The 21775-nt window shown below is 64.6% G+C and carries 22 protein-coding genes; 14 read left to right on the plus strand and 8 right to left on the minus strand.

Going from position 1 to position 21775, the window contains the following annotated elements:
- Positions 1-324 precede the first annotated feature (324 nt).
- The 5 genes from G522_RS0120285 to G522_RS0120305 all read left to right on the plus strand — a co-directional run bounded on the left by G522_RS0120285 (position 325) and on the right by G522_RS0120305 (position 5262).
- Positions 325-1476 (plus strand): type III PLP-dependent enzyme, encoded by a 1152-nt coding sequence (locus G522_RS0120285; protein ID WP_026792606.1) that lies wholly within the window; start codon positions 325-327, stop codon positions 1474-1476.
- Between the two features lie 82 nt (positions 1477-1558).
- Positions 1559-2083 carry a GNAT family N-acetyltransferase gene (locus tag G522_RS0120290; RefSeq protein WP_026792607.1) on the plus strand — a complete coding sequence of 175 codons (525 nt, stop codon included), beginning with the start codon at positions 1559-1561 and terminating at the stop codon, positions 2081-2083.
- Between the two features lie 191 nt (positions 2084-2274).
- Positions 2275-3258, plus strand: coding sequence for an SPFH domain-containing protein (locus tag G522_RS0120295; protein ID WP_026792608.1), 984 nt, complete (start codon positions 2275-2277; stop codon positions 3256-3258).
- A 14-nt stretch (positions 3259-3272) separates the two neighbouring features.
- Positions 3273-3737 carry an NfeD family protein gene (locus G522_RS0120300; RefSeq protein WP_026792609.1) on the plus strand — a complete coding sequence of 155 codons (465 nt, stop codon included), beginning with the start codon at positions 3273-3275 and terminating at the stop codon, positions 3735-3737.
- A gap of 160 nt (positions 3738-3897) precedes the next feature.
- A complete protein-coding gene (locus G522_RS0120305) occupies positions 3898-5262 on the plus strand; it encodes an outer membrane beta-barrel protein (protein ID WP_156887003.1) in 1365 nt (454 codons plus the stop codon).
- A gap of 10 nt (positions 5263-5272) precedes the next feature.
- Here the strand turns inward: G522_RS0120305 and G522_RS27900 are convergent, their stop codons facing one another.
- Complete coding sequence (locus G522_RS27900) at positions 5273-6193, minus strand: DMT family transporter (protein ID WP_036840255.1); 921 nt, start codon at positions 6191-6193, stop codon at positions 5273-5275.
- A gap of 255 nt (positions 6194-6448) precedes the next feature.
- Here G522_RS27900 and G522_RS0120315 point away from each other — a divergent pair, with 255 nt between their 5' ends.
- Together G522_RS0120315 and G522_RS0120320 are read left to right on the plus strand one after the other, a co-directional pair.
- On the plus strand, positions 6449-7744 hold the full coding sequence (locus G522_RS0120315) for an adenylosuccinate synthase (protein WP_026792611.1): 1296 nt from the start codon (positions 6449-6451) through the stop codon (positions 7742-7744).
- Positions 7745-7875: 131 nt separating this feature from the next.
- Entirely contained in the window at positions 7876-9738 is a 1863-nt protein-coding gene (locus G522_RS0120320) for a hypothetical protein (protein ID WP_026792612.1), read from the plus strand.
- A 189-nt stretch (positions 9739-9927) separates the two neighbouring features.
- Here the strand turns inward: G522_RS0120320 and G522_RS29225 are convergent, their stop codons facing one another.
- Entirely contained in the window at positions 9928-10281 is a 354-nt protein-coding gene (locus tag G522_RS29225) for a hypothetical protein (protein WP_051228936.1), read from the minus strand.
- A gap of 180 nt (positions 10282-10461) precedes the next feature.
- Between G522_RS29225 and G522_RS0120330 the strand changes: the two genes are divergently transcribed.
- From G522_RS0120330 to rpmE, 3 genes are all read left to right on the plus strand, one after another.
- On the plus strand, positions 10462-11493 hold the full coding sequence (locus tag G522_RS0120330; protein ID WP_026792613.1) for an RluA family pseudouridine synthase: 1032 nt from the start codon (positions 10462-10464) through the stop codon (positions 11491-11493).
- Between the two features lie 135 nt (positions 11494-11628).
- Positions 11629-12525, plus strand: coding sequence for an RNA polymerase sigma factor RpoH (gene rpoH, locus G522_RS0120335; RefSeq protein WP_026792614.1), 897 nt, complete (start codon positions 11629-11631; stop codon positions 12523-12525).
- A gap of 250 nt (positions 12526-12775) precedes the next feature.
- The gene (rpmE, locus tag G522_RS0120340) at positions 12776-13003 is read left to right on the plus strand and encodes a 50S ribosomal protein L31 (RefSeq protein WP_026792615.1); all 228 of its coding nucleotides are present in this window, start codon (positions 12776-12778) and stop codon (positions 13001-13003) included.
- Between the two features lie 131 nt (positions 13004-13134).
- On the opposite strand, the gene rcdA is transcribed toward rpmE, so the two are convergent.
- From rcdA to G522_RS0120355, 3 genes are all read right to left on the minus strand, one after another.
- A complete protein-coding gene (gene rcdA, locus G522_RS0120345) occupies positions 13135-13668 on the minus strand; it encodes a protease adaptor protein RcdA (protein ID WP_026792616.1) in 534 nt (177 codons plus the stop codon).
- A gap of 341 nt (positions 13669-14009) precedes the next feature.
- Entirely contained in the window at positions 14010-14729 is a 720-nt protein-coding gene (locus tag G522_RS27910; RefSeq protein WP_051228938.1) for an alpha/beta fold hydrolase, read from the minus strand.
- A gap of 188 nt (positions 14730-14917) precedes the next feature.
- The gene (locus G522_RS0120355) at positions 14918-15109 is read right to left on the minus strand and encodes a DUF1192 domain-containing protein (protein ID WP_026792617.1); all 192 of its coding nucleotides are present in this window, start codon (positions 15107-15109) and stop codon (positions 14918-14920) included.
- A gap of 125 nt (positions 15110-15234) precedes the next feature.
- On the opposite strand from G522_RS0120355, the gene G522_RS0120360 reads away from it, so the two are divergent.
- The gene (locus G522_RS0120360) at positions 15235-16233 is read left to right on the plus strand and encodes an NAD(P)H-quinone oxidoreductase (RefSeq protein ID WP_026792618.1); all 999 of its coding nucleotides are present in this window, start codon (positions 15235-15237) and stop codon (positions 16231-16233) included.
- A gap of 134 nt (positions 16234-16367) precedes the next feature.
- On the plus strand, positions 16368-17066 hold the full coding sequence (locus G522_RS0120365; RefSeq protein ID WP_036840258.1) for a DUF1013 domain-containing protein: 699 nt from the start codon (positions 16368-16370) through the stop codon (positions 17064-17066).
- Positions 17067-17136: 70 nt separating this feature from the next.
- On the opposite strand, the gene G522_RS0120370 is transcribed toward G522_RS0120365, so the two are convergent.
- On the minus strand, positions 17137-18036 hold the full coding sequence (locus G522_RS0120370) for a hypothetical protein (RefSeq protein ID WP_210162952.1): 900 nt from the start codon (positions 18034-18036) through the stop codon (positions 17137-17139).
- A gap of 384 nt (positions 18037-18420) precedes the next feature.
- Between G522_RS0120370 and G522_RS29705 the strand changes: the two genes are divergently transcribed.
- Positions 18421-18603 (plus strand): YdcH family protein, encoded by a 183-nt coding sequence (locus tag G522_RS29705; protein ID WP_084633313.1) that lies wholly within the window; start codon positions 18421-18423, stop codon positions 18601-18603.
- Between the two features lie 237 nt (positions 18604-18840).
- On the opposite strand, the gene G522_RS27915 is transcribed toward G522_RS29705, so the two are convergent.
- Together G522_RS27915 and G522_RS0120385 are read right to left on the minus strand one after the other, a co-directional pair.
- On the minus strand, positions 18841-20019 hold the full coding sequence (locus G522_RS27915; RefSeq protein WP_051228940.1) for an OpgC family protein: 1179 nt from the start codon (positions 20017-20019) through the stop codon (positions 18841-18843).
- Positions 20020-20137: 118 nt separating this feature from the next.
- Positions 20138-20935, minus strand: a complete 798-nt coding sequence (locus tag G522_RS0120385; protein ID WP_026792622.1) for a sulfite exporter TauE/SafE family protein — start codon at positions 20933-20935, stop codon at positions 20138-20140.
- A gap of 505 nt (positions 20936-21440) precedes the next feature.
- Here G522_RS0120385 and G522_RS0120390 point away from each other — a divergent pair.
- On the plus strand, positions 21441-21653 hold the full coding sequence (locus tag G522_RS0120390; RefSeq protein WP_026792623.1) for a YdcH family protein: 213 nt from the start codon (positions 21441-21443) through the stop codon (positions 21651-21653).
- Positions 21654-21775 lie beyond the last annotated feature (122 nt).

A 21775-nucleotide genomic window follows, 5' to 3' on the forward strand; every position in this document is an offset into this window, starting at 1 on the left:
GGCGGACGCGACTTAAAGCAACGACGTAGAGGGCTTTTTTGGTCTCTGCTGGCGCTCCAAACGCTGGCGTTACTAAAGAGGCACTTACTTCCTTGCCGGACGTGCGGACTGGAGTGATCCGTCCAATCAAAGGCTGCACGACTGAACGTTACGATCGCATGGCGCATCTTCGCCGGGCGTTCGCGATCGACAGTCGAAACTGACATCCACCGCCTTTCGGTAACGGAAGGCGAGGGGAGCATTCACTTGCGCGCATCGGGTCCACACCGGTCGCGGAGAGAGGCTGCTCGTCCTCAGAACGCAGAACTTGGACGACGGAGTTCACTGGCCATGACCGCGCGTATTCTTGATTTCCTTGCCAGCCGACGACCCGAAGGCCCCTGCCTTGTCGTCGATCTCGATGTCATCCGCGACAACTTCAACGCCTTCCGCCATGCGTTGCCCGACACCCGCATCTATTATGCGGTGAAGGCCAACCCGGCGCCGGAAGTGCTGCAGTTGCTCGCCGATCTCGGCTCGTCCTTCGACTGCGCCTCGATCCCGGAGATCGAGATGGTGCTGGCTACCGGCGCCACCGCCGATCGCATCTCCTTCGGCAACACCATCAAGAAGGAGCGCGACGTCGCCCGCGCCCTCGAGCTGGGTGTCAACCTGTTCGCCGTCGACTGCGAGGCCGAGGTGGACAAGGTGGCCCGCCAGGCCGAGGCGACCGGCAAGCGCGGTGCCAAGGTATTCTGCCGCATCCTGTGCGACGGTGCCGGCGCCGAATGGCCGCTCAGCCGCAAGTTCGGTTGCGAGCCGTCGATGGCGGCCGAGGTGCTGGAGCATGCCCATCGTTCCGGTCTCACCGCCCACGGTATTTCCTTCCACGTCGGCTCGCAGCAGGGCAACCTCGACGCCTGGGACGGCGCGCTCGCTTCGGCCGCCGCCATTTTCGCCCAGTTGGCCGAGCGCGGCATCCAGCTCAAGATGGTCAACCTCGGCGGTGGCTTCCCGACCCGCTATCTCAAGGACGTCCCGGCGACCGAGGCCTATGGCCGCTCGATCGACGAGGCGGTGCGTCGTCACTTTGCCAACCATGTGCCCGAGACGATCATCGAGCCGGGCCGCGGCATGGTCGGCGGTGCCGGCATGATCAAGGCGGAAGTGGTGCTGATCTCCAAGAAGCATCGCGACGACGAGCAGCGTTGGGTCTACCTCGACATCGGCAAGTTCGGCGGCCTCGCCGAGACGATGGAAGAGGCGATTCGCTATCCGATCCGCACCCGCCACGACGGAAGCGCCACCGCGCCCTGCGTGCTGGCCGGACCGACCTGCGACAGCGCCGACGTCCTCTATGAGAAGACGCCCTACGAGCTGCCGATCAGCCTGGAGATCGGCGACGAAGTGCTGATCGAAGGCACCGGCGCCTACACGACGACCTATTCGGCGGTGGCCTTCAACGGCTTCTCGCCGCTCAAGTCCTACGTGATCTGAGTTCACTCCGGGCGGCCAGCCTCCGACCGGTTCCTTTGTGACTTCATCGCCCCGCCGAGCGGCGGGGGACGGGGTTGCCTCGATGATCGCTTACATGACTGAACAAGCGGGTGACATTTTCGCCCGTGAGACGTTGCTCGACCGGGCCTTTGGTCCGGCTCGCTTTCGCAAATCCTCGGAGAAAATTCGCTCGGGGCGTCTGCCCTCCGAGGGTCTGGCGCTCGTTGCCCGGGACGGTGACCGTCTCGTCGGCAGCGTGCGTCTTTGGGAGGCGGCGGCCGGACGGACGCCGCTGTTGCTGCTCGGCCCGCTTGCCGTCGAAGACGAATGCCGGGGCGCCGGCATCGGTGCCGGATTGATGCGTCTTGCGACCGAACGGGCGCGGGCGTCCGGCCATGGCGCCATCGTTCTGGTCGGCGACGAGCCCTACTACCGGCGCTTCGGCTTCTCGACGCGCGGCATGGAAAAGCTGTCCATGCCCGGTCCCTTCGAGCGGGCTCGGTTCCTGGGCCTCGAACTGGCTGCCGGCGCGCTCAGCGGCGCCGAGGGCGTTCTTCGGCCGACCGGCCGGCTCGTTCCTGCCCAGCCCGCGACGGTCGCGGCCTGACGCGGCAATCGCTCATTGGCGATTGCTTTCCAGCCCCAAGCGCCGGTGAGCCTGCCACCCCTGGCTCGCCGGCGACGCGGAGGCCGGCCTCGGCTTTCAACCCTTCACTGATCCGCATGTCCATTTGAAATTCCTGCTGGAAATGCCTAGACTTATTCAGCATTTCCGGGAGGCATTCCATGAACGTCTTTTTGAGCGGCGGCGACATCGCCATCATCGCGCTCGTCCTGTTCGCCATCATCGTCCTGTTCGCCGGCATCAAGCAGGTTCCGCAAGGCTATAACTGGACGGTGGAGCGCTTCGGCCGCTACACGCGCACGCTCCAGCCCGGACTCAACCTGATCGTTCCGTTCTTCGACCGCATCGGCGCCAAGCTCAACCGCATGGAGCAGGTGCTGGACGTGCCGAGCCAGGAAATCATCACCCGCGATAATGCCACCTGCACGGTGGACGGCGTTGCGTTTTACCAGGTGCTCGACGCGGCGCGGGCCGCTTATGAAATATCCAATCTGCAGCGCGCCATTCTCAACATCACCATGACCAACATCCGCACGGTGATGGGCTCGATGGACCTCGACAATCTCCTCAGCAATCGCGACGAGATCAATGCGCGTCTGCTGCATGTCGTCGACGCGGCGACCGAGGCCTGGGGCGTCAAGATCACCCGCGTCGAGATCAAGGACATCAATCCGCCGGCCGACCTCGTCGCCTCCATGGCCCGGCAGATGAAGGCGGAACGCGAGAAGCGCGCCCAGATCCTCGAGGCTGAGGGCTCGCGCCAGTCGGCCATCCTGAAGGCCGAAGGCGAGAAGCAGGCACAGGTGCTGCAGGCCGAGGGCCGGCGCGAAGCGGCCTTCCGCGACGCCGAAGCGCGCGAACGCCTTGCCGAAGCCGAGGCCAAGGCGACGGCGCTGGTCTCCGAGGCGGTGTCGAATGGCGACGTGCAGGCGCTCAACTATTTCATTGCCGACAAATACACCCAGGTACTCGGTCAGTTTGCCCATTCGCCCAACCAGAAGATCCTGATGCTGCCGATGGAAGCGACGGCCTTGCTGGGGTCGCTCGGTGGCATCGCCGAACTGGCCCGTGCCGCCTTCAGCGATGATGGCTCGCGAGGCGCACCCACGGACGGGACGCCGCGCCGGCGTGGGGCCGTGCCGCCGGTTGGTGGCTGAGGGAAAGGCGCATCATGGGTCTCCTCGAAGGACTGATCGCTTATCTCGGGCCATGGTCATGGCTGGTGCTGGCGCTGTTGCTGGCCGGCATCGAAGTGGTGGTGCCCGGCACCTTCTTCATCTGGTTTGGTGCGGCGGCGCTGGTCGTTGGCCTGTTGGCGCTGGCCATCAGCCTGAGCTGGCAGGTGGAGCTCATTCTGTTCGTTGTGCTGTCGGCGGCGGCCGTGCTGATCGGCCGGCGCGTCTATGGCCGGGCGGCCAAGGAGGGCGATGGCCTTGCCAACGACCGGCTTGGTCGGCAAGTCGGTCGGTTTGCCGTGGTCGACAGGGCGATTGAGGATGGCTCCGGCCATATCCGCCTCGACGACACCGTCTGGCGGGCTGACGGGCCGGACATGCCGGTCGGCACGAAGGTGCACATCACCGGCCACCGCGACGGCCGCTTCCTCATCGAGCCGGTGACAGGAACCGGCGATTGAAGCACGGATCGCCGCCGAGGGGTGAGCGATCGCGGACGGGTGCCTAACGACTCGTTAACCATCTCCCTTTACGCTTCGTCAACACTGAACACCGCTCGGGGCGGTCAGGGCGACGACGGAGGCGAGCGTGCATCGGCGGCAGACCTTTGGGGCTCTGACGATGACGTTCGTCCTCCTCGCCATACCTTCCCGTGCGCAGGAAGCCGACGAACCGGAGGCTGTGCCCGCGCTCAGAGCCTCTCTGCCGGTGAAGTCGGCCAACATCCTCGCCGATCCGTCGCTCGACACCGAAAAGCCAACAACTCCCAAGCCGGAGACGGCCGAGATCGCCATCCCGCCGTTGCGTTCCAGCCTGCCCACGCCCGAACTCAGGACGGTGGTTCGACCTGTGCCGCCGGTGCTTTCCGCCAAACTGCCGGCGGTGGCGCCCAGTCTGCCGCTCGTCACGCGCGAGGCCGATGCTCGTGCCGAATACGAGCCGCTGGGCCTGCGGCTCGGCAACTTCATCGTCAACACCACCACGTCGACCGGCCTTGGGCTCCGCCATCATTCGACGCAGGGCGATGAAACCTTCCTCCGCTCGACCGGCGATGTCGCGGCCCGTTCCGACTGGGAGCGCAACAGTCTGGAGCTGCGCCTTGGCGGGGCCTACCGCCGTTCGCTCTCCGGCATCGATGAATCGCTGCCCGAAGGCAACGCCAATATTACCGGCCGTTTCGACCTTACCAACGCCGACCGGCTCACCGCATCGGCCGGCTGGACCTTGCGCGACGATACGTCGGGAGACGGCAAGGAAAACACCTTCTCCGGCACGCTCGGCTATGAACGGTTCGGCGGCGTTATCGGCCTCAAGACCGGTCTCGGCATCGACCGCACCGCCAACGAGACCGATCCGACGCTCGACAATACGGCGCTGTCCTCATCGCTGCGTCTGTCGCTCGACAACGGTGCCGTCCTGCAGCCCTTTGTGGAGATCGGCGCCTTCAGCCGCAGCTTCGATCGATCGGCGGCCGGCGATGGGCTCAGCCGCAGCGGCGTCGGCGGTGAAGCCAAGGCCGGCGTTGCCGTGGCGCGCGACGACGTGACTGGTGAGATCGCCCTCGGTTATGGCTACGAGTGGCTGAGGGAAGATGGCCTTGCCAATATTTCCGGGGTGGTCGGCTCGGCCTCGCTCACCTGGGATCCCAGCGAGTTGTTGCGCCTCAACGGCATCGCCTCGACCAGTTTCGCGCCGACGTCGGCGGCTGGCGCCTCGGGCGTGCTCAAGCACATCGGCGAGCTGACCGTCACCTATGCCCTGACGCCCAATGCTTTCGTGGTCGGCGGCGGTGGGCTGACGCTGGAGGATTATGCCGGCATCGACCGTCAGGTCACCACCACGACGCTGAAGGCCGGCATCGGCTACAAGCTCAACCGCACGGTGGAACTCGGCCTCGACGGCGAGCACAAGATCGTCCGTTCCAACGCGGCAGGCGGCGACTATACCGACAGCAGCGTCACGGCAACCTTGACGCTTCGGCAATAGGACGCGCGGATCATTTGACAGTTTGGCCGCGCTTGCTCCACTCCGCCCAGAAGATGCCGCCCAGCACCAGCGCCAATGCCAGCGCGTGATAGGCCCTAAAGCTTTCGCCGAGTACCAGCACGGCGAGGATCGATGCGAAAACCGGAATCAGGTTGATGAAGACGCCCGCCCGGCCCGGTCCGACCAGCTCGACGCCGCGCACGAAGAAGATCTGCGAGATCACTGACGGAAAAACCGCGCAATAGGCGACGACCAGCCATCCGAAAGGCGTTGGCGCCACATATTGGCCCATGGCGATCTCGGCGGCGAGGAAGGGCAGCGAGGTCAGGAAGGCGGCGACCGAAAGGCCGGCGAAGAAGGAAAGACCGGCAATCCTCGGTCGTCTCGGCAGCAGCACGGTATAGAGAGCGTAGACGACGCAGGCGCCGAGCATCATCAGATCGCCAACGTTGAAATCGAGCGCGGCGAGGGTGCTGATGTCGCCCTTGACGGCGATGACGCCGACGCCGACCAGCGTCGTTGCCATGCCCGCCAGTTGGCCGGTGCCGGCCCGCGTGCCGGCAATCAAGTAGGCAAAGACGAAGACCAGGCCGGGCAGGGCGCCCTGGATGATGCCGATATTGACGGCCGAGGTGAAATGGGCGGCGATATAGAAGAAGGCGTTGAAAAAGGTGAAGCCCAGCGCGCCCATCGCCAGCATGTAGGGAAGCCGGCTTTTCATCACCGACCAGTCGGCCATGACGGGTTTGCGGGCGAAAACGAGCAGCAACAGCAATACGCCCAACCAGCGGAAGGTGGTGAGCGCCATGGGTGACACCTCGCCAACCGCGAGGCGGCTCGCCACGGCATTGCCGGCCCAGAAAAGGGGCGCCAATATCAGCAGAAGATACGGCCGGTCGTAGAGACGCGACCAGAAACCGTCATCGGTCACAAAGCACCTCTCGTCGATCTTGGATGCTTGTTCCTAACGGGTCTGACGGTTCCCCGCACGCCTCTTTCGTGCAATCCGGTACGCTGACTTCAGGATAAATGGCAGATTTCCGACATCGCGACTTTCATTGACGGGCGGGCGTCGTTATAGTCGGTCAAGCCCCGGTGCCCAAGGCATCGGGGCTTTCCGTGCGCGTGCTGCCGGCGGTGGCGCGGCGCGGAAAGGTCTGACACTTGAACGACGGGACCTTTTTCAATGGCGAACGTAGTGGTGGTCGGCTCCCAGTGGGGAGACGAAGGCAAGGGCAAAATCGTCGACTGGTTGTCCGAGCGGGCCGACGTGGTCGTCCGCTTCCAGGGCGGTCATAATGCCGGCCACACGCTGGTGATCGACGGCGTTTCCTACAAGCTGTCGCTGCTGCCCTCCGGTGTCGCCCGTCCGGGCAAGCTCTCCGTCATCGGCAACGGTGTCGTCGTCGATCCGCGCGCCTTCGTCAACGAAGTGACGCGCATCCGCGAGCAGGGCGTCAAGATCAGTCCCGACAACCTGCGTATCGCCGAGAATGCCACGCTGATCCTGTCCATTCATCAGGAGCTCGACGAGCTGCGCGAGAACGCCGCTTCGCCGACCACCCGCATCGGCACCACCAAGCGCGGCATCGGCCCCGCCTATGAGGACAAGGTCGGCCGCAGAGCCATCCGCCTCGTCGATCTCGCCCATCCCGAGACGCTGAACAACCGCATCGAGCGCCTGCTCGCTCATCACAATCCGCTGCGCCGCGGCCTTGGCCAGTCGGAGATCGCGCCTGAGACCGTCCGCGAAGAGCTGATGGCGGTGGCCGATTTCATCCTGCCCTATATGGACGTCACCTGGCGGCTGCTCGATGAGAAGCGCAAGGCGGGGTCCCGCATTCTGTTCGAGGGTGCCCAGGGCGCGCTGCTGGACAACGACCACGGCACCTATCCCTTCGTTACCGGCTCCAACACCATGGCCGGCCAGGCGGCGGCCGGTTCCGGCATGGGTCCCGGCGCGCTCGATTATGTGCTCGGCATCACCAAGGCCTATACGACGCGCGTCGGCTCCGGGCCGTTCCCGACCGAGCTGTTCGATGAAGTCGGCGACTTCCTGGGACAGCGCGGCAAGGAGTTCGGCACGGTGACGGGTCGCAAGCGCCGCTGCGGCTGGTTCGACGCCGTGCTGGTGCGCCAGACGGTGGTCACGTCGGGCATCAACGGCATCGCGCTGACTAAGCTCGACGTGCTGGACGGCCTCGACGAGATCAAGGTGTGCATCGGCTACGAGATCGATGGCCGCACCCTCGATTACCTGCCGGCCAACCAGGAAGATCAGGCACGGGTGAAGCCGATCTATGAGACCATGGAAGGCTGGAAGGAATCGACCGCCGGTGCCCGCTCCTGGGCCGAGCTGCCGGCGCAGGCGATCAAGTATGTGCGCCATATCGAGGAGCTGATTGGTGCCCCGGTGGCTATGTTGTCCACCAGTCCTGATCGTCTCGACACGATTCTTGTGCGTGATCCGTTTCAGGATTAAGTGATTCACCACGTTTTGCCGGCCTTCCCGCCGCAAAAAAGCCCGGCCGCCATCGCAAGGCTCGCCGCCGGGTGTCCTATCGAAACAGCGTTCCGCCACAAGGCGGGGCGCCAAGCCGAGAGATGCGGTACATGGCGGACTACTATCCCGTATTGAAGCGTGCCATTTCCTCGCTGCCATCAGGCTCGGGCGAGGCGAGGCGCGCCGTCTACGAGAAGGCTCGCGTCGCGCTCCTCCGCCAGCTCAGTTCCTACAATCCGCCGCTGTCGCCGACCGAGATCGCCGACCAGCGCGTGGCGCTTGAGGATTGCATCCGTCGGGTAGAGGCAGAGGTAGCCGGCGTTGCCGACGAAGCCGCGCCCGCTGAACCTGCTCCCGCGGCGCCGCCGCCTGTCGCCAAGGCATCGCCGCCGCCGGTGCCGGAGCAGCCTGCCCCCCGCGTCGAGCCGGATCTGCGCGCCGAACCAAAGCGCCCCGAGCAGTCGACTCCGCCTCGCAAAGGCGGACTGGCTTCGCTCGCCACTCCGGATATGAATCCGTTCCGTCATATCGAGCCGCTCGCCACGCCGGACATGAATCCGTTCCGGCACATCGAGCCGCTGTCGGCGCGCGGCACTACGCCCGCTCGCGCCGAGCCGTCCGACCGGGACGCCCCACGGCCGCCGACGAGCCTGCCGACCGAGCGTCCCCGGCTGCCGACCGCGCGCCTGCCGGAGGAGCATGGCGAGCCGCGGATCGGCGTCGGCGTCAGCGCGCTATCGCGCACCCTGAAACAGGCCGATTCGCTGGGTGAAGCGTCGTCCACCGCCGTGCGTGCCGCGCGCCACGCCATGAATGAGGTGGACGAGGTCGACGAACCGGTCTCGGCCGATCGGGTCGAGCCGGATCTCGGCAATGGCCGCGCGGCCGGTTCGCGTCCCGAATCGGTCATGGTCGGAATGTCCGACAAACTGGAGCCGGAACGGCTGCAGGCCCAGCGCGAGGCGGCAACGCTGCCTTGGCCGGAAGATCGTGCCGGCGCTGGCCGGCGTGGCCGGCTGCTGCTGATCGGGCTTGCCGCGCTCCTCGTGGTCGCGCTCGGCAGTGGCATTTTCGTCTATCGCGATACGCTGTCGGGGCTGTTCGCCGGGGAGCCGCAGGCCGAGACCAACGCGGCGACGACCGGCGACGACGGTCTCGCTCCCAAGATTCTTGATCGCCTGCCCGCCGAAGGTGAGGCGCCGGCGGCGCCGGTCGCCCCGGACGCCGTCGCGGTGCAGACCGAGGCGGTCCACGGGGCGACAGCCGTCGATCCCGACTTGCCGCCGGCGCCTGGCAGCGCAACGGCCATGGCCGCTCCGGCAGCGCCGGCCCAGCAAACGCCGCCCCCGGCCGATGCCGGCCCCGTTCTGGCAGCGCCTGCCGCGTCCACTCCGCCGCCGGCCGCCACCGCCCAGGCCGGCCAAACGATCGGCGTCGCCCAAAAGGCCATTCTTTACGAAGAGCCGATTCCCGGAGCTCCCGGCACCAAGCTCGATGGTACAGTGGTCTGGTCCTTCGTCAACGAACCGGCATTGCCCGGCGACAAGCCGGTGCCGCAGATCCGGGGCGATATCGAGATCCCGCAAACCGGCCTCAAGATGCGCCTCTCCATCCATAAGAATGACGATCAGGCGCTGCCGGCCAGTCACATCGTGGAATTCTCTTTCGACCTGCCGCCGTCGTTTGCCGGCAAGTTCATCGACGCGGCGCCCGGCATGATCGCCAAGCAGACCGAGGAAGCGCGTGGCGACACGATCACCGGTGCCGTCGCCAAGGTGTCCGACAGTCTGTTCTGGCTGGCGCTGTCCGGCCTTGAGCAGGATGTCGCCCGCAACATCCAGCTCTTGAAGGACCGGCCGTGGATGGACATCCCCATCCGCTATGGCAATCGCCGTCGCGCCATTCTCACCTTCGAGAAGGGCGCTACCGGCGAAAAGGCTTTCGCCGACGCCTTTGCCGCCTGGGGACAGTGATCAAGCTACAAACCGGCGCCGCCTCAGAAGCGGCGCCGGTTTGTTTTGGAGCGGCTTTCAGGCGGAGTTCGACAGCTTCATCGGCACAAGGCCGGTGAGTGTCAGCGACGCGGCAACAGGCCGCTGGCGGTCGATTGTCTCGCTCAGCGCAAAGCTGTCGGCGGAGATGGCGTCAGGCTGCGTGGGCAGTCACTTTGCCAACAGCACGGCACGGCCGACCAGCTTGCCGGATGGAAGGTGATGGATCTCGATCACCTTGCCCTCGGGGCCGTCGATGGTCAGCGACAGGCGGTCGGCATCGACTTGAGTGCTGACGACGGTGCCCGGCGTGACCACTTCGATCAGGGTCTGGAATGGCGCGCCGGCCGGCGGCGTCGCCTCACCGCTTCTTGCCACACGAAAGGCGATAGCCACGAACACGGCGATCAGGCCGATGCCGAGCGTGCCGGCGGCGATCAGCATCATGGTGCGCAAGCGAGCCTGCACCCGGGCGATGGCTGGATCGAGCGGCGCCTCGCGGTCTTCGTCGATCGGCCCGGTCATGATGCTTTCCTTCAGCGCGGATTTCTGCGATAGGCGGCATAGCGAATTCGGCGCGGTTTGTCGACGCGCCGCCTGGAGCGATGACGATCCAACGGGTCGACTTTCGCTCGGCCGGTTGTTTTCATGCACCCCTTTTCCGAAAGTGTCGCAACTTTTCGAGCGGGTGCCTTAGGGGTAGCGATGGCGGACGAGGACGATATCAGCCTGGAAGACGAGTCTGGCGAGGCGCGGACGGCCACCGTTGAGGCGGCGGCGAAGACGCGGTTCGACAAGCTTGTCGCCGAGGCTTTTCCGGATGTCAGCCGTTCGCGTCTGAAGGCGCTGATCGAAGCCGGCGCCGTTGCCGTCGATGGTACAGTGGTGACCGACGCGTCGAGGAAGCTGATCGGCAATCTGGCGCTCAGCGTCGTGGTGCCGCCGGCCGAGGATGCCGAGCCGCAGGGCGAGGACATTCCGCTCGACGTCGTCTACGAGGACGACGACCTGATCGTCATCGACAAGCCGGCCGGCCTCGTGGTGCACCCGGCGGCCGGCAACTGGACGGGCACGCTGGTCAACGCGTTGATCGCCCATTGCGGCGACAGCCTCTCGGGCATCGGTGGCGTGCGGCGGCCGGGCATCGTCCACCGGCTTGACAAGGACACCACCGGCCTGATGGTGGTGGCGAAAAACGATCGGGCGCACGCCGGCCTTTCCGCCCAGTTCGCCGATCACGGCCGAACCGGCCCGCTCGAGCGCGGCTATCTGGCGCTGGTCTGGGGTAGCCCGGAGCCGTTTCGCGGCACCATCGAGGCGCCGCTGGGCCGCTCGTCGTCCGACCGGACCAAGATGGCCATCATTCGCGGTGGTGGCGGCAAGGAAGCGATCACCCATTACGAAGTGGCCGAGCGCTTTCCCGCCGAGGCAGGGCGGGGTGCCGTTGCCGCGCTCGTCGAGTGCCACCTCGAAACGGGGCGCACGCACCAAATCCGCGTGCATCTGACCTCCGCCGGCCATCCGCTGGTGGGAGATGTCGTCTATGGCTCGCACTTCCTGACCAAGGTCAATCGCCTGCCGGAGGGAGCGGCAGCAGCGGTACGGGCTTTCCAGCGTCAGGCGTTGCACGCATTCTTGATCGCTTTCGAGCATCCTGTGACCGGTGAGCTCCTGCATTTTGAGAGCGGATTGCCACAGGATATGGCAGACTTGGTGGAGGCGTTCCGGGAACTTTAGGCTTTTTCATAGGTTACCCATGAAATTGCCGGGATCGTTCCTATATTCGTCTCTCAGTGCGCTTGCACGGCAAGGCACCGAAGGGGATGCCGTGTCCGTTTGGGAGCGGTCCCAAGACCATAAGGGGGGTGCTCAATGGCCCGTACCACATTGCCGATGATCGCCGCGGGAGAAGGCGGCCTTAGCCGCTATCTCGACGAGATCCGTCGCTTTCCGATGCTTGAGCCGCAGGAAGAATACATGCTGGCCAAGCGCTATGCGGACTATGACGATCGCGACGCCGCTCAGAAACTCGTGACCTCGCATCTGCGCCTCGTGGCCAAGATCGCCATGGGCTATCGCGGCTATGGTCTGCCGATCGGCGAAGTGATTTCCGAAGGCAATGTCGGTCTGATGCAGGCGGTCAAGCGCTTCGAGCCCGACAAGGGCTTCCGCCTCGCCACCTATGCCATGTGGTGGATCAAGGCCGCCATCCAGGAATACATCCTGCGCTCGTGGTCGCTGGTCAAGATGGGCACGACGGCCAACCAGAAGCGGCTGTTCTTCAATCTTCGCAAGGCCAAGAGCCAGCTGCAGGCGCTCGGCGACGGCGACCTCAAGCCCGATCAGGTGGATTCGATTGCCACCAAGCTCGGCGTGACCAAGGAAGACGTCATCTCCATGAACCGGCGCCTGTCCGGCGACGCCTCGCTCAACTCGCCGCTGCGTTCCGACAGCGAAAGCGGCGAGTGGCAGGATTGGCTGGTCGACGACCGTGACGACCAGGAAACGGTGTTGGCGGAGTCGGAGGAACTCGATCAGCGCCGCGGCATGCTGAAGCGGGCGCTGGGCGTACTCAACGAGCGCGAGCGGCGTATCTTCGAGGCGCGACGGCTCGCCGAGGATCCGATGACGCTGGAAGACCTTTCCACCGAGTTTGGCGTCAGCCGCGAGCGCGTCCGCCAGATCGAGGTGCGCGCCTTCGAAAAGGTGCAGGAAGCCATGAAGGCGATGGCCCGCGAGCAGTTGCCGACCCTGGTCGACGCAGACTGACGGCGGGCGCCGCAAACCGGCGCGAAAAGCGCCGCCTATGCGTCCACGGCGCTTGTTCGCGCCGAGCCTTTGCGCTATAGAGGCGCCCGACCGGGCCATGCGGTGGACCGGAGACGAGCCGCTCGAGGATAGTCCTCGGGGCGGCTCGTTCCTCTGATGAGCCGCAGCGTGGCCGACACCCCACACCGGGCGCCCCGACAAGGCCGGCGTCATTGATCGCGTCCTCGGGACGCCGGAAAGGACCGAAAAGATGAAGCAGGGCATTCATCCCGATTATCATGACATCAAGGTCGTCATGACTGATGGCACCGAGTTCGTCACCCGTTCGTGCTACGGCGCGAAGGACGCGACGCTCAACCTCGACATCGACCCGAAGGTGCATCCGGCCTGGACCGGCGGTACGCAGCAGTTGATGGACCGCGGCGGCCGTCTGTCGCGCTTCAATTCGAAGTTCGGCGGCCTGTTCGCCACCAAGTAAGGCTTGGCGAAAGCGCAGATATGAAAACCCCGGCGAGTGTTACTCGCCGGGGTTTTGTTTTGGGCTATGAGGGGCAGCGTGAAACGGCAGCTCGCCGGCGCCTCCCCGCGCCAGCGAGCTGTCGAAGACGCTCAGCCGTCGATGCGGCGAGCGCCGAAAGCACTGGCGAGGCGGTCGAGATCACGGGCAACGAGATTGGCGGCCGGTTCGACGGCGATTTCGTAGATTGCCTTGTCCATGTGGACGATGCGCTCGTGCAGCCGGTCGGTGCGCTCGATGATCGAGCGAAGCGTCTCCGGCAGCTCGCTCCACAGCGGGCCGGACATCACCGGCGACTGGAAGTCGAGGCGGACCTTGTTCTTCTCGCTGCGGGCCTGCTCGGAGGACATCTCGCCTTCGTTGACGGCGCGCTGCATCAGAAGCCAGGAGGCGATCTGCATCAGGCGCGTGGTGAGGCGCATCGACTCGGTGGAATAGGACAGCGTGGCGGCGCGGCCGAGCGTCCGGCTTTCGATGCGGCCGGCGCCATCGAGATAGCTGGCCGTCTCCTCGACCAGCGCCATGCCCTCGCGGAACAGCTCACGAAACAGCTCCGAATTGAGCGCTCGCGCACCGAAGGCGATGGCTTCCGTACCGGAATGGGACTTGCCGAATAGATCACTCATTACGCCACCTCTGCACCAGACGCTCGGACAATCGGCCCGGCCGGCTCCGCGGCCCATGACTTGGACCGTCGAAGCGCCGTCGCAAAGAAAAAAGCTGGCGGGTGCCGCCGCTCTTCCCCGCAATCCCCAGAACGAGACGAAATGGCATCCCTTTCCGGAACAGTCGTCCGACTTTGCAGTGAAGTTCGCAACAGGCGTGCCAGAGACGGCCAACGCCGCCCCAGATGTTGATGAAAGGTTAACGCAAAGCGGCGGGAGAGTCTCGGCAAATCCGAGCGCGGATGGAAGCTCGCTCAATGCCCGCGCTTCTCTTGCTGTCTTGCCCCTATATACGCGCTCGGTCAGCTGGTGTCCGTAGCGTCTCCCGACAGCGTTGCCGCCATGCGGTCAAGCACGGCGTCGAGCCGGCCGCGCGGGCCGGCGCGCAAACGCGTCATGACAAAATGATCAATCCCCTCGAGAAGAACCAGCTCCCGAGCGGCATTCTTCGCAGCATCGTGGCAGCGATGGATCACTTCCCTCGGAATGACCTCATCGTCCCGACCGGCCACGACGAGGAGGGACCCCGTGAAATCGGCCAGAATGTCCCAGGCATCGCTGCGGTCGTAACTTCGCTGCGCGCGGATCACGTCGGTAAAGCCTGCTCCGAACGGCACAGGATAGGCAGCCGCGTCATACATGGCCGGTGCGATGAGGACCATCGCCGGCAAGCCAATCAGCTTGTGAATACGCACGGCAACATAGCCGCCCATACTCATCGAAACACTGCCCAAGAGTTTGCTCGGCTTGACGAAATCGATCGCGGCAAGCACTTCCTCGACGCGCCGCTGCAGGGATGCGCGGGCCAGATCTCCACCCGTTCGGCCATGGCCAAGATGATCGAGCGCCAGCGTGCCGATGCCACGCTGCGCCAAGTCCTCGCGCAATGGGAAAATCCTGTCCGACGAAGAACTGCCGCCGCCATGCAGCAATAACGCCGTCTGGTCGGTCGGTCCGAAATGGCTGACATGGACCCGGTAATCGTCGACCGGCACGGAGAACACGCTCAGCGCATCGCTCATACTGGTCTGCCGACGGCAAAAAAGAAGGCCGCCAGAGGCGGCCCTTCATAAGTTAAACAGGGAGGCGTCAAAAGAGTGACAAGAGCCACTCGCGATCCAAACGTACGGATCACCTTCTTGATAAACGAAAATGGTAAATGGACGCTTAACAATGAATATTTTTGGCGGGATTCCATTAGCCAAACATTTCAGAACTTGAAGAGGGAATCGGCGGCGCTGCGGACGTCGTCCTTGAGGCGAAGAGCGTCCTCGACCCTGGCGATCTCGGCGTGCAGCAGCTCGATGCGGGCGCGAAGTTCCGCTACCGAGAGGCGCGACAGATCCTGGCCGACGACATGGGCCGGCGGCGGTGGTTGAGGCCGATCGTCATCATTGGTCATGGCGCTTCCTCCTCATTCGGGCACGGCAAAGTGAAGGCTCACCCGGCCGGCGTGTCAAGCCGGCGAACGGGGGATAGGCTACGCTTCGGACTTGAAGATTGGCGATTCGGCGCGAGGGACCCACCATGGCAGCTTTACCCACCGACATGCTGGCGATTGAAATTTCCCGTCCCGGCGGACCGGAGGTTTTGAAGCCGGCGCGACGGCCGCTGCCCTCCCTGCCCGCCGACGGGGTGCTGATCGCCGTCGAGGCGGCGGGCGTCAACCGGCCGGACGCGCTGCAACGGCAGGGCGTCTATCCGCCGCCGCCCGGCGCGTCAGATATTCCCGGCCTGGAAGTCGCTGGCCGTATCGCGGCGGTTGGCGCCGAGGTGAGCGGGCTGGCGATCGGGGACAAGGTGACGGCCCTGGTGGCCGGCGGCGGCTACGCCCAATATTGTGCGGCGCCGGCTGGCAGCTGTCTGCCCTGGCCGGATGGCTACGATGCCGTGCGGGCGGCGGCTTTGCCGGAGACCTTCTTCACCGTCTGGTCCAACGTGTTCGACCGGGGCCGCCTCCAAGCCGGCGAGAGCTTCCTGGTCCATGGCGGCACGTCGGGTATCGGTACCACGGCGATCCAACTGGCGCGCGCCTTTGGGGCCTGCGTCTTCGCCACCGCCGGCAATGCCGAGAAATGCGAGGCCTGCCGGCAGTTGGGCGCCGAGATCGCCGTCAACTACCGCACGGAGGATTTCGTTACCGTGCTCAAGGCGGCGACCGAGGGGCGGGGCGTCGACGTCATCCTGGACATGGTGGGCGGCGACTATATCGACCGCAACTATGAGCTGGCCGCCGTCGACGGCCGCATCGTGCAGATCGCCTTTCTCGGCGGCGCCAAGGCTTCGGTCAATTTTGCCAAGCTGATGCAGAAACGGCTTGTTCATACCGGCTCGACGCTCCGGCCACGCGAAGCGGCCTTCAAGGCGGGCATTGCCGCCGCGCTGCGCGACAAGGTGTGGCCGCTCCTGGCCGCCGGTAGCGTTGCGCCGGTCATCGACCGAGTGCTGCCCTTCGAGAAGGCGGCGGAGGCCCATGCCCAGCTCGAAGCCGACCATGTCGGCAAGATCGTGCTGACCTTTGGCTGAAACCGGGATTTTCCGGCCTGCTGCGATTGCGGAACAGGCGGGTGATCTGTATATAGGGGTCATTCCCCGGTCATCGTGATACGAGACGGAGGGCCGCCGGTGAGAGCCGGTGGACCAGCGAAGAGGATTTATCGATGTCGACCCCGTTGATGCCCAAGGCAACCGCCGTCTGGCTGGTCGAGAACACGGCCCTGTCGTTCGACCAGATCGCCGCCTTCTGCAAGCTACATGCCCTTGAGGTCAAAGCCATCGCCGACGGCGAAGCCGCGCAAGGCATCAAGGGGCTCGATCCGATCCTGACCGGCCAGCTCAGCCGCGAGGACATCGAGAGGGCCGAGAAGGATGGTTCGATCCGCCTGAAGCTGCTCGACCCGAAGGTGCGTGTGCCCGAGGCCAAGCGCCGTGGCCCGCGCTATACGCCAGTGTCGCGCCGTCAGGACCGGCCGAACGCCATTCTCTGGCTGGTGCGCAACCATCCGGAACTCAAGGATGCGCAAATCATGCGCCTCGTCGGCACCACCAAGACGACGATTGCCCAGATCCGCGACCGTACCCACTGGAATTCCGCCAACCTGACGCCGTCCGACCCGGTCACCCTCGGCCTCTGCTCGCAGATCGAGCTGGACATGGAGGTCGAGAAGGCGGGCAAGGTGTCGCCGGAAAAGGTGCTGACGCAGACGCTGCTGCCGGTCGAGGAGACCACCTCGCCCGACGCGCTGTCCGGCTTCCGCGCGCCATCGCGCGACGACGAAGAAGAGCTCGATGCCGAGGCGGTATTCGCCAAGCTCAACGCGCTCTCCGGCCCCAAGCCCGACGAGGACGACGATCTCTGATCGTTCGTCGGCGATACAAGCGCTGCCAAGACGGCCGTCCCTGGGGGGCGGCCGTTCTCATTTTAATGGGTCAGGGTGGCGAGAAGCGAGCGTCGGGAAAGATCGAGGCGATCCAGCCACGATGAGACGATACGCGGCAGAACCAGGAGGTTTCGCCGTATTTTGCTTCGCCGGTGCCGCTGGAGTTGACGCCGACCAGCAGCCAGCCGGCCTTGGTCTTCATCCAGGCAGAGCCGCCGCTGTCGCCCGAGCCAAGCAGACCGACGAGCGGCGTCGCCGGCCAGTTGGAGCCGCCGAGCGAGTTCTCGATCGATCCGTCTTCCTTGGCCAGGAAGATGCCGAGTTCATTGCCGGCGTCCTCGCCCTCGACCGGCGGGCGCACCAGTCCGTCCCAACTGTCGACGATACCTTGGGCTGCCGCCTTGTCGGATCCTTCGTAAAATGCCTCCTGTTCGCCGGCCGAGCCGATACCGCGATTGCCGTAGCCAACGAAGGTGATCAGCTTTCCCGCCTCGTTCCCTCCGGTGTAAAGCACCGGCTGCGGTCCGGCGTCGTCGATCTCGCCGTCCAGGCGGAGGATGGTGAGGTCGTAGCCGGCGCGGGTGTTGGGGTCGCCATTCCATTCGGGCAATACCCAGAGATGGTCGATGCCGAGCGTATCGCCGCCGGGCGTACGCACCACATACTGGTCGGTGGTGGCGGGAAGATCGAAGATATGGGCGGCGGACAGGATATAGGCGTGGCCATCCTTGTTGCCCAGCCAGGTGCCGGAGGCTTCGCCCCAGGATTCGCCGTCGGTCGATAGCGCCAGCACGGCGCGGAATTGCGGCTCGGCGGCAAGGCGCAGGGCGGCGCCGAAACCGGCCGCCTCGTTGTCCGGCCCGCCGCCTTCCTCGGCCCAGGTACTATCGAGGATGACGACGGCCTCGGCGGGCATGGCCGCGAAGGCCAAGCCCACGGTCAGAAGCAAGGCGGGAGCTTTTCCGGCGCGCACGTTCACCTCATGGCAGACGGGACCGGCGCGATGAGATGCGACAGTCTGATGCCGCCATTTCTTATCAGCGAAGATTTGGTGATTGGTTGACAACAGGATAGTCGGCTAGCCGCCAATAACGGGCTATTGGATGCATTCGGCTTTGTACGGATGGAGGGCGCTGGCCGCTGCGACCTTGGTCGATGTCGCAATAACTGCAAACGCAGACCGTCATGTCGCGCAATTATACGAAAGTATTAGGGGGCAGCGGCGCAATTTATTAACAACCGTCACCACCTTGAAAGGCGGGACCATCGACTTCATATCAAAATTGTGACACGATCACTGCGTTGAGGCTCAGCCCACAGCAAGGAGGCCCGAATGTCTGTTCAGTCGCATATTGCAGAACTTGAACGCCGTCATGCCGCTCTCGAGCGCGAACTCGACGAAGCCAATCAGCATCCGAGTACGGACGGCACGACCCTGCGCGAATTGAAGCGGCAGAAACTGGCCCTGAAAGACGAAATCGTTAAGCTTTCCGCCGACGCCAAGGTCCTTCATTGAGGACAACGCGGTTCGGAATACGCTAATCCGGCAAGCGCCACGGCCTCTGGTCCGTGGCGTTTTGCTTTCGTAGGGCAGCTTGCGCACCCAACCGAAAACGCATCCGTTCTTGAGTCCTAGGCGCACGCAAAAACAAGAGCGGCGGCCCGGATTCAGGGGCCGCCGCTCTTGTTCGTTCGTTGTTGCCGCATCGCCTGGGAAAGCCGGGACCCGCTTTCCCGCACGATGTCCCAAAGGTCAGGCCGCCAACGCCCCCTTGCCGGCGGTCGACGGTTCGAGGCTCGCGGCCGGAGTGGCCTTGGCCTTCGCTGCCTTGCCTGCCTGCCCGAGGTAATCGAGGATGTAGGCGAGGCCTGCCTGGGCGGCGATGCCCACGACGATAAAGGCGATCTGTTCGATGGGGCTGGGCTGATCGGCGAACAGCACCACCTGGCCGACCACCGACAGGGCCGTTCCCAGCCAGAAGACCGGCAGGGAATTGCGGCCGATGCGCGACAACAGGCCTTCCGGCGACAAGCGCCCCAGCCAGGTCATGATCATTCGGCTGTGACCGATGACATAGGCCAGCGACAGGATGTGCAGCAGACGGGGCAGCGCCACCCACGGCTTCTCGTTGATCTGAAAGTTGACCGGCAGCCAGCTGACGGTGGGAATGCTGCCGTAGAGGTTGTAGCGGTGGTAGATGCAGGCGGCGATCAGATAGGCGAGTGCCAGCCACCAGAGCGGCCGGTAGAAGGGCACCGGCGTTTCGCCGCGCAACACGCGGACGCCCGCGAAAAAGCCGACGCCGAAGATCAGCTGCCAGGTGAAAGGATTGAAGAACCAGCCGCCGGTGCTGGGATAGCTCGGCATATTCAGCGCGAAGATATGGGCGGTGGCGTAGATGGCCACCGATGTTGCCAGCATGGCGCCAAGGCCGACGAAGCGGGCGACCGTCATCAACACCGGCAGGAAAATCAACAGGCAGACGTAAAGCGGCAGAATGTTGTGATAGCCGATCTGCTGGGTCATCAGGGGTATGCCGATGAGGGCCTTGGTCGGCTCGGCATAGATGGCGTCGATGTTGAGGGGCGTGTCGAGGATGGGCATGCCCCAGCGCTGGAGGGCATAACAGAAGATGCCGAGGCCAACCATCAGCGAGGCGAGGTGGGCGACGTAAAGCACCACCACCCGCTTGGCGATCTTGGCGAGCGGCAAAATAACGGCCCCGGCATTGAAGCGGGGAAAGTAGGCGAAGGCCGACGCAACACCGGCCAGAAGGACGAAAGCCTCGGCTGAATCGGACAGGCCAAAGTTCTTGTGGGTGAAAGGTTCTAGAACGTTGCCGGGAATGTGGTTGATGAAAATCGATAGGAGCGCCAGGGCGCGTAGGACGTCGATACGGTGGTCGCGTTTGCCGAGGGGCTTGATATCCATAGTTTTTCTCCCTTCTCGGTAGCCCTTGCGGGCGTTTTGCAAAGCCGGTTCCTGGAAAAACGTAAGCGGCGACCTCGGCGAGGACGCGGCGAAACTGTGGCTTACGGGCAATAACGCGTCAGACGGGAAAGAGATGCATCGCCCCGTCATAAATTAGTTTTAGGCCGACCACGAACACCGAGATGGTCAGAATCCGGTAGAAAAGCCGCTCGTCGATCCCCTTCACCATCTTCACGCCGACATAGGTGGAGCCGACGGTTACTGGGGCGAGAATGGCCGACATCAACAGATTTTCGGCGGTGAACTGGCCGAGCATGGCATAGGGAATCACCTTCATCATGTTGAGCGCGCCGAAGAAGATGGCCGACGTGCCGGCGAACAACATGGGGCTGAGCCGCATCGGCTGAACGTAGGTTTGAAACGGCGGCCCGCCGGCGTGGGCGACAAAGGAGGTGTAGCCGGTGAGCGTGCCCCAGATGGCCGCGCCGAGCGTCGACTTGCCGGTGGGCGGTGGCTCGCCGATGGCCGTGCCGGCGGCAACCTTGCGGGCGTGGGCTCTTTCCAGCAACCAGATGCGGGCGACGAAGGCGATGGCGAGCACGCCGACGAGGAGGCGAAGCGCATCGTCCGACACGTAGCGGGCGGTGGCCCAGCCGAGCAGCGTGCCGACAACCGCGGCGGGCATCAGGTGCCAGATGAGGCCGGCGTTGAAGGCTCGCCGGTAGGACCACATGGCCACCACGTCGGAAATGAGCAGGATCGGCAGCATCAGCCCGGCGGCGCGGACCGGCGAGACAACGAGGGCGAGAATAGGCACCGCCGCGAGGCCGAAAGCGGCTCCCATACCTCCCTTCGACAGGCCCGTGAGCACCACGGCCGGAATGGCGGCGAGGTAAAACAAGGGGTCGTCGATCATCGTATCGTCACCTAGCCCGGCGCTCGAGAGCGGTGGATTCGTGTGTTGCAGTCGCACTTGTATCGATTCGGAGCTCAAGCACGACTACGCTCCGCATGGGGCAGACCGCCGATTTACCGATGGTCCGTGGGTGGTCTCCGAGGAGGATCGTGTCGCTCGGGCGCATCCTTAAGTCTGGCGCGGCAACCCTCGTTGTCTAGACACATTCGCCGAGGCCGGCAAGATGGAGAAAGCGCGACTTGTCCGCCCATTCGCCCGAAAGTGCGGGATAACCGCTGCGAGGCGACTAACTATTTTCGGTGCCGATGCCGCGGCCGAAAAGGGATTCGGCCTGACGCTCCGCTCCCAAAGGAAGCCGGGGGCGCCGAGACCGAACAGGTCGGATAGCAGAAGGAAAGGCGGGGGCTTTCCCGCCGAGGATCATGAAAAGGCGGCGGCAATCTGCTAGACTAGGGCAAATGCCGGCGCTCAGCGGCCGGTGGGGACGAGGCGAAGGGTTTGCTGGATGACCGGGCAGGAAGAAGCCAATGAGCAGGTGCAACTGGAGCTGGCGCGGCTCCGCCAGGAGCATCGGGATCTCGATGCGGCCATCGATGCGATGGTGTCGCTCGGCACCGCCGATACCATCCAGATCCAACGCCTCAAGAAACGCAAACTGGTGCTGAAGGACCGGATCAAGCAGCTCGAAGACCAGACGGTTCCCGACATCATTGCCTGACCCTCGGGTTGGAAATCGTTAACCCTTCGATCGCCGGACCGGAGGCCAGCGACACGTGGCTACGTCTCGCGATAATGGTCGCACGGAAGCGTTGGTTTCCGGCATGAGATTGGCGGCTGAGG

Source organism: Pleomorphomonas oryzae DSM 16300 (assembly GCF_000422965.1).
GTDB classification, from domain to species: domain Bacteria; phylum Pseudomonadota; class Alphaproteobacteria; order Rhizobiales; family Pleomorphomonadaceae; genus Pleomorphomonas; species Pleomorphomonas oryzae.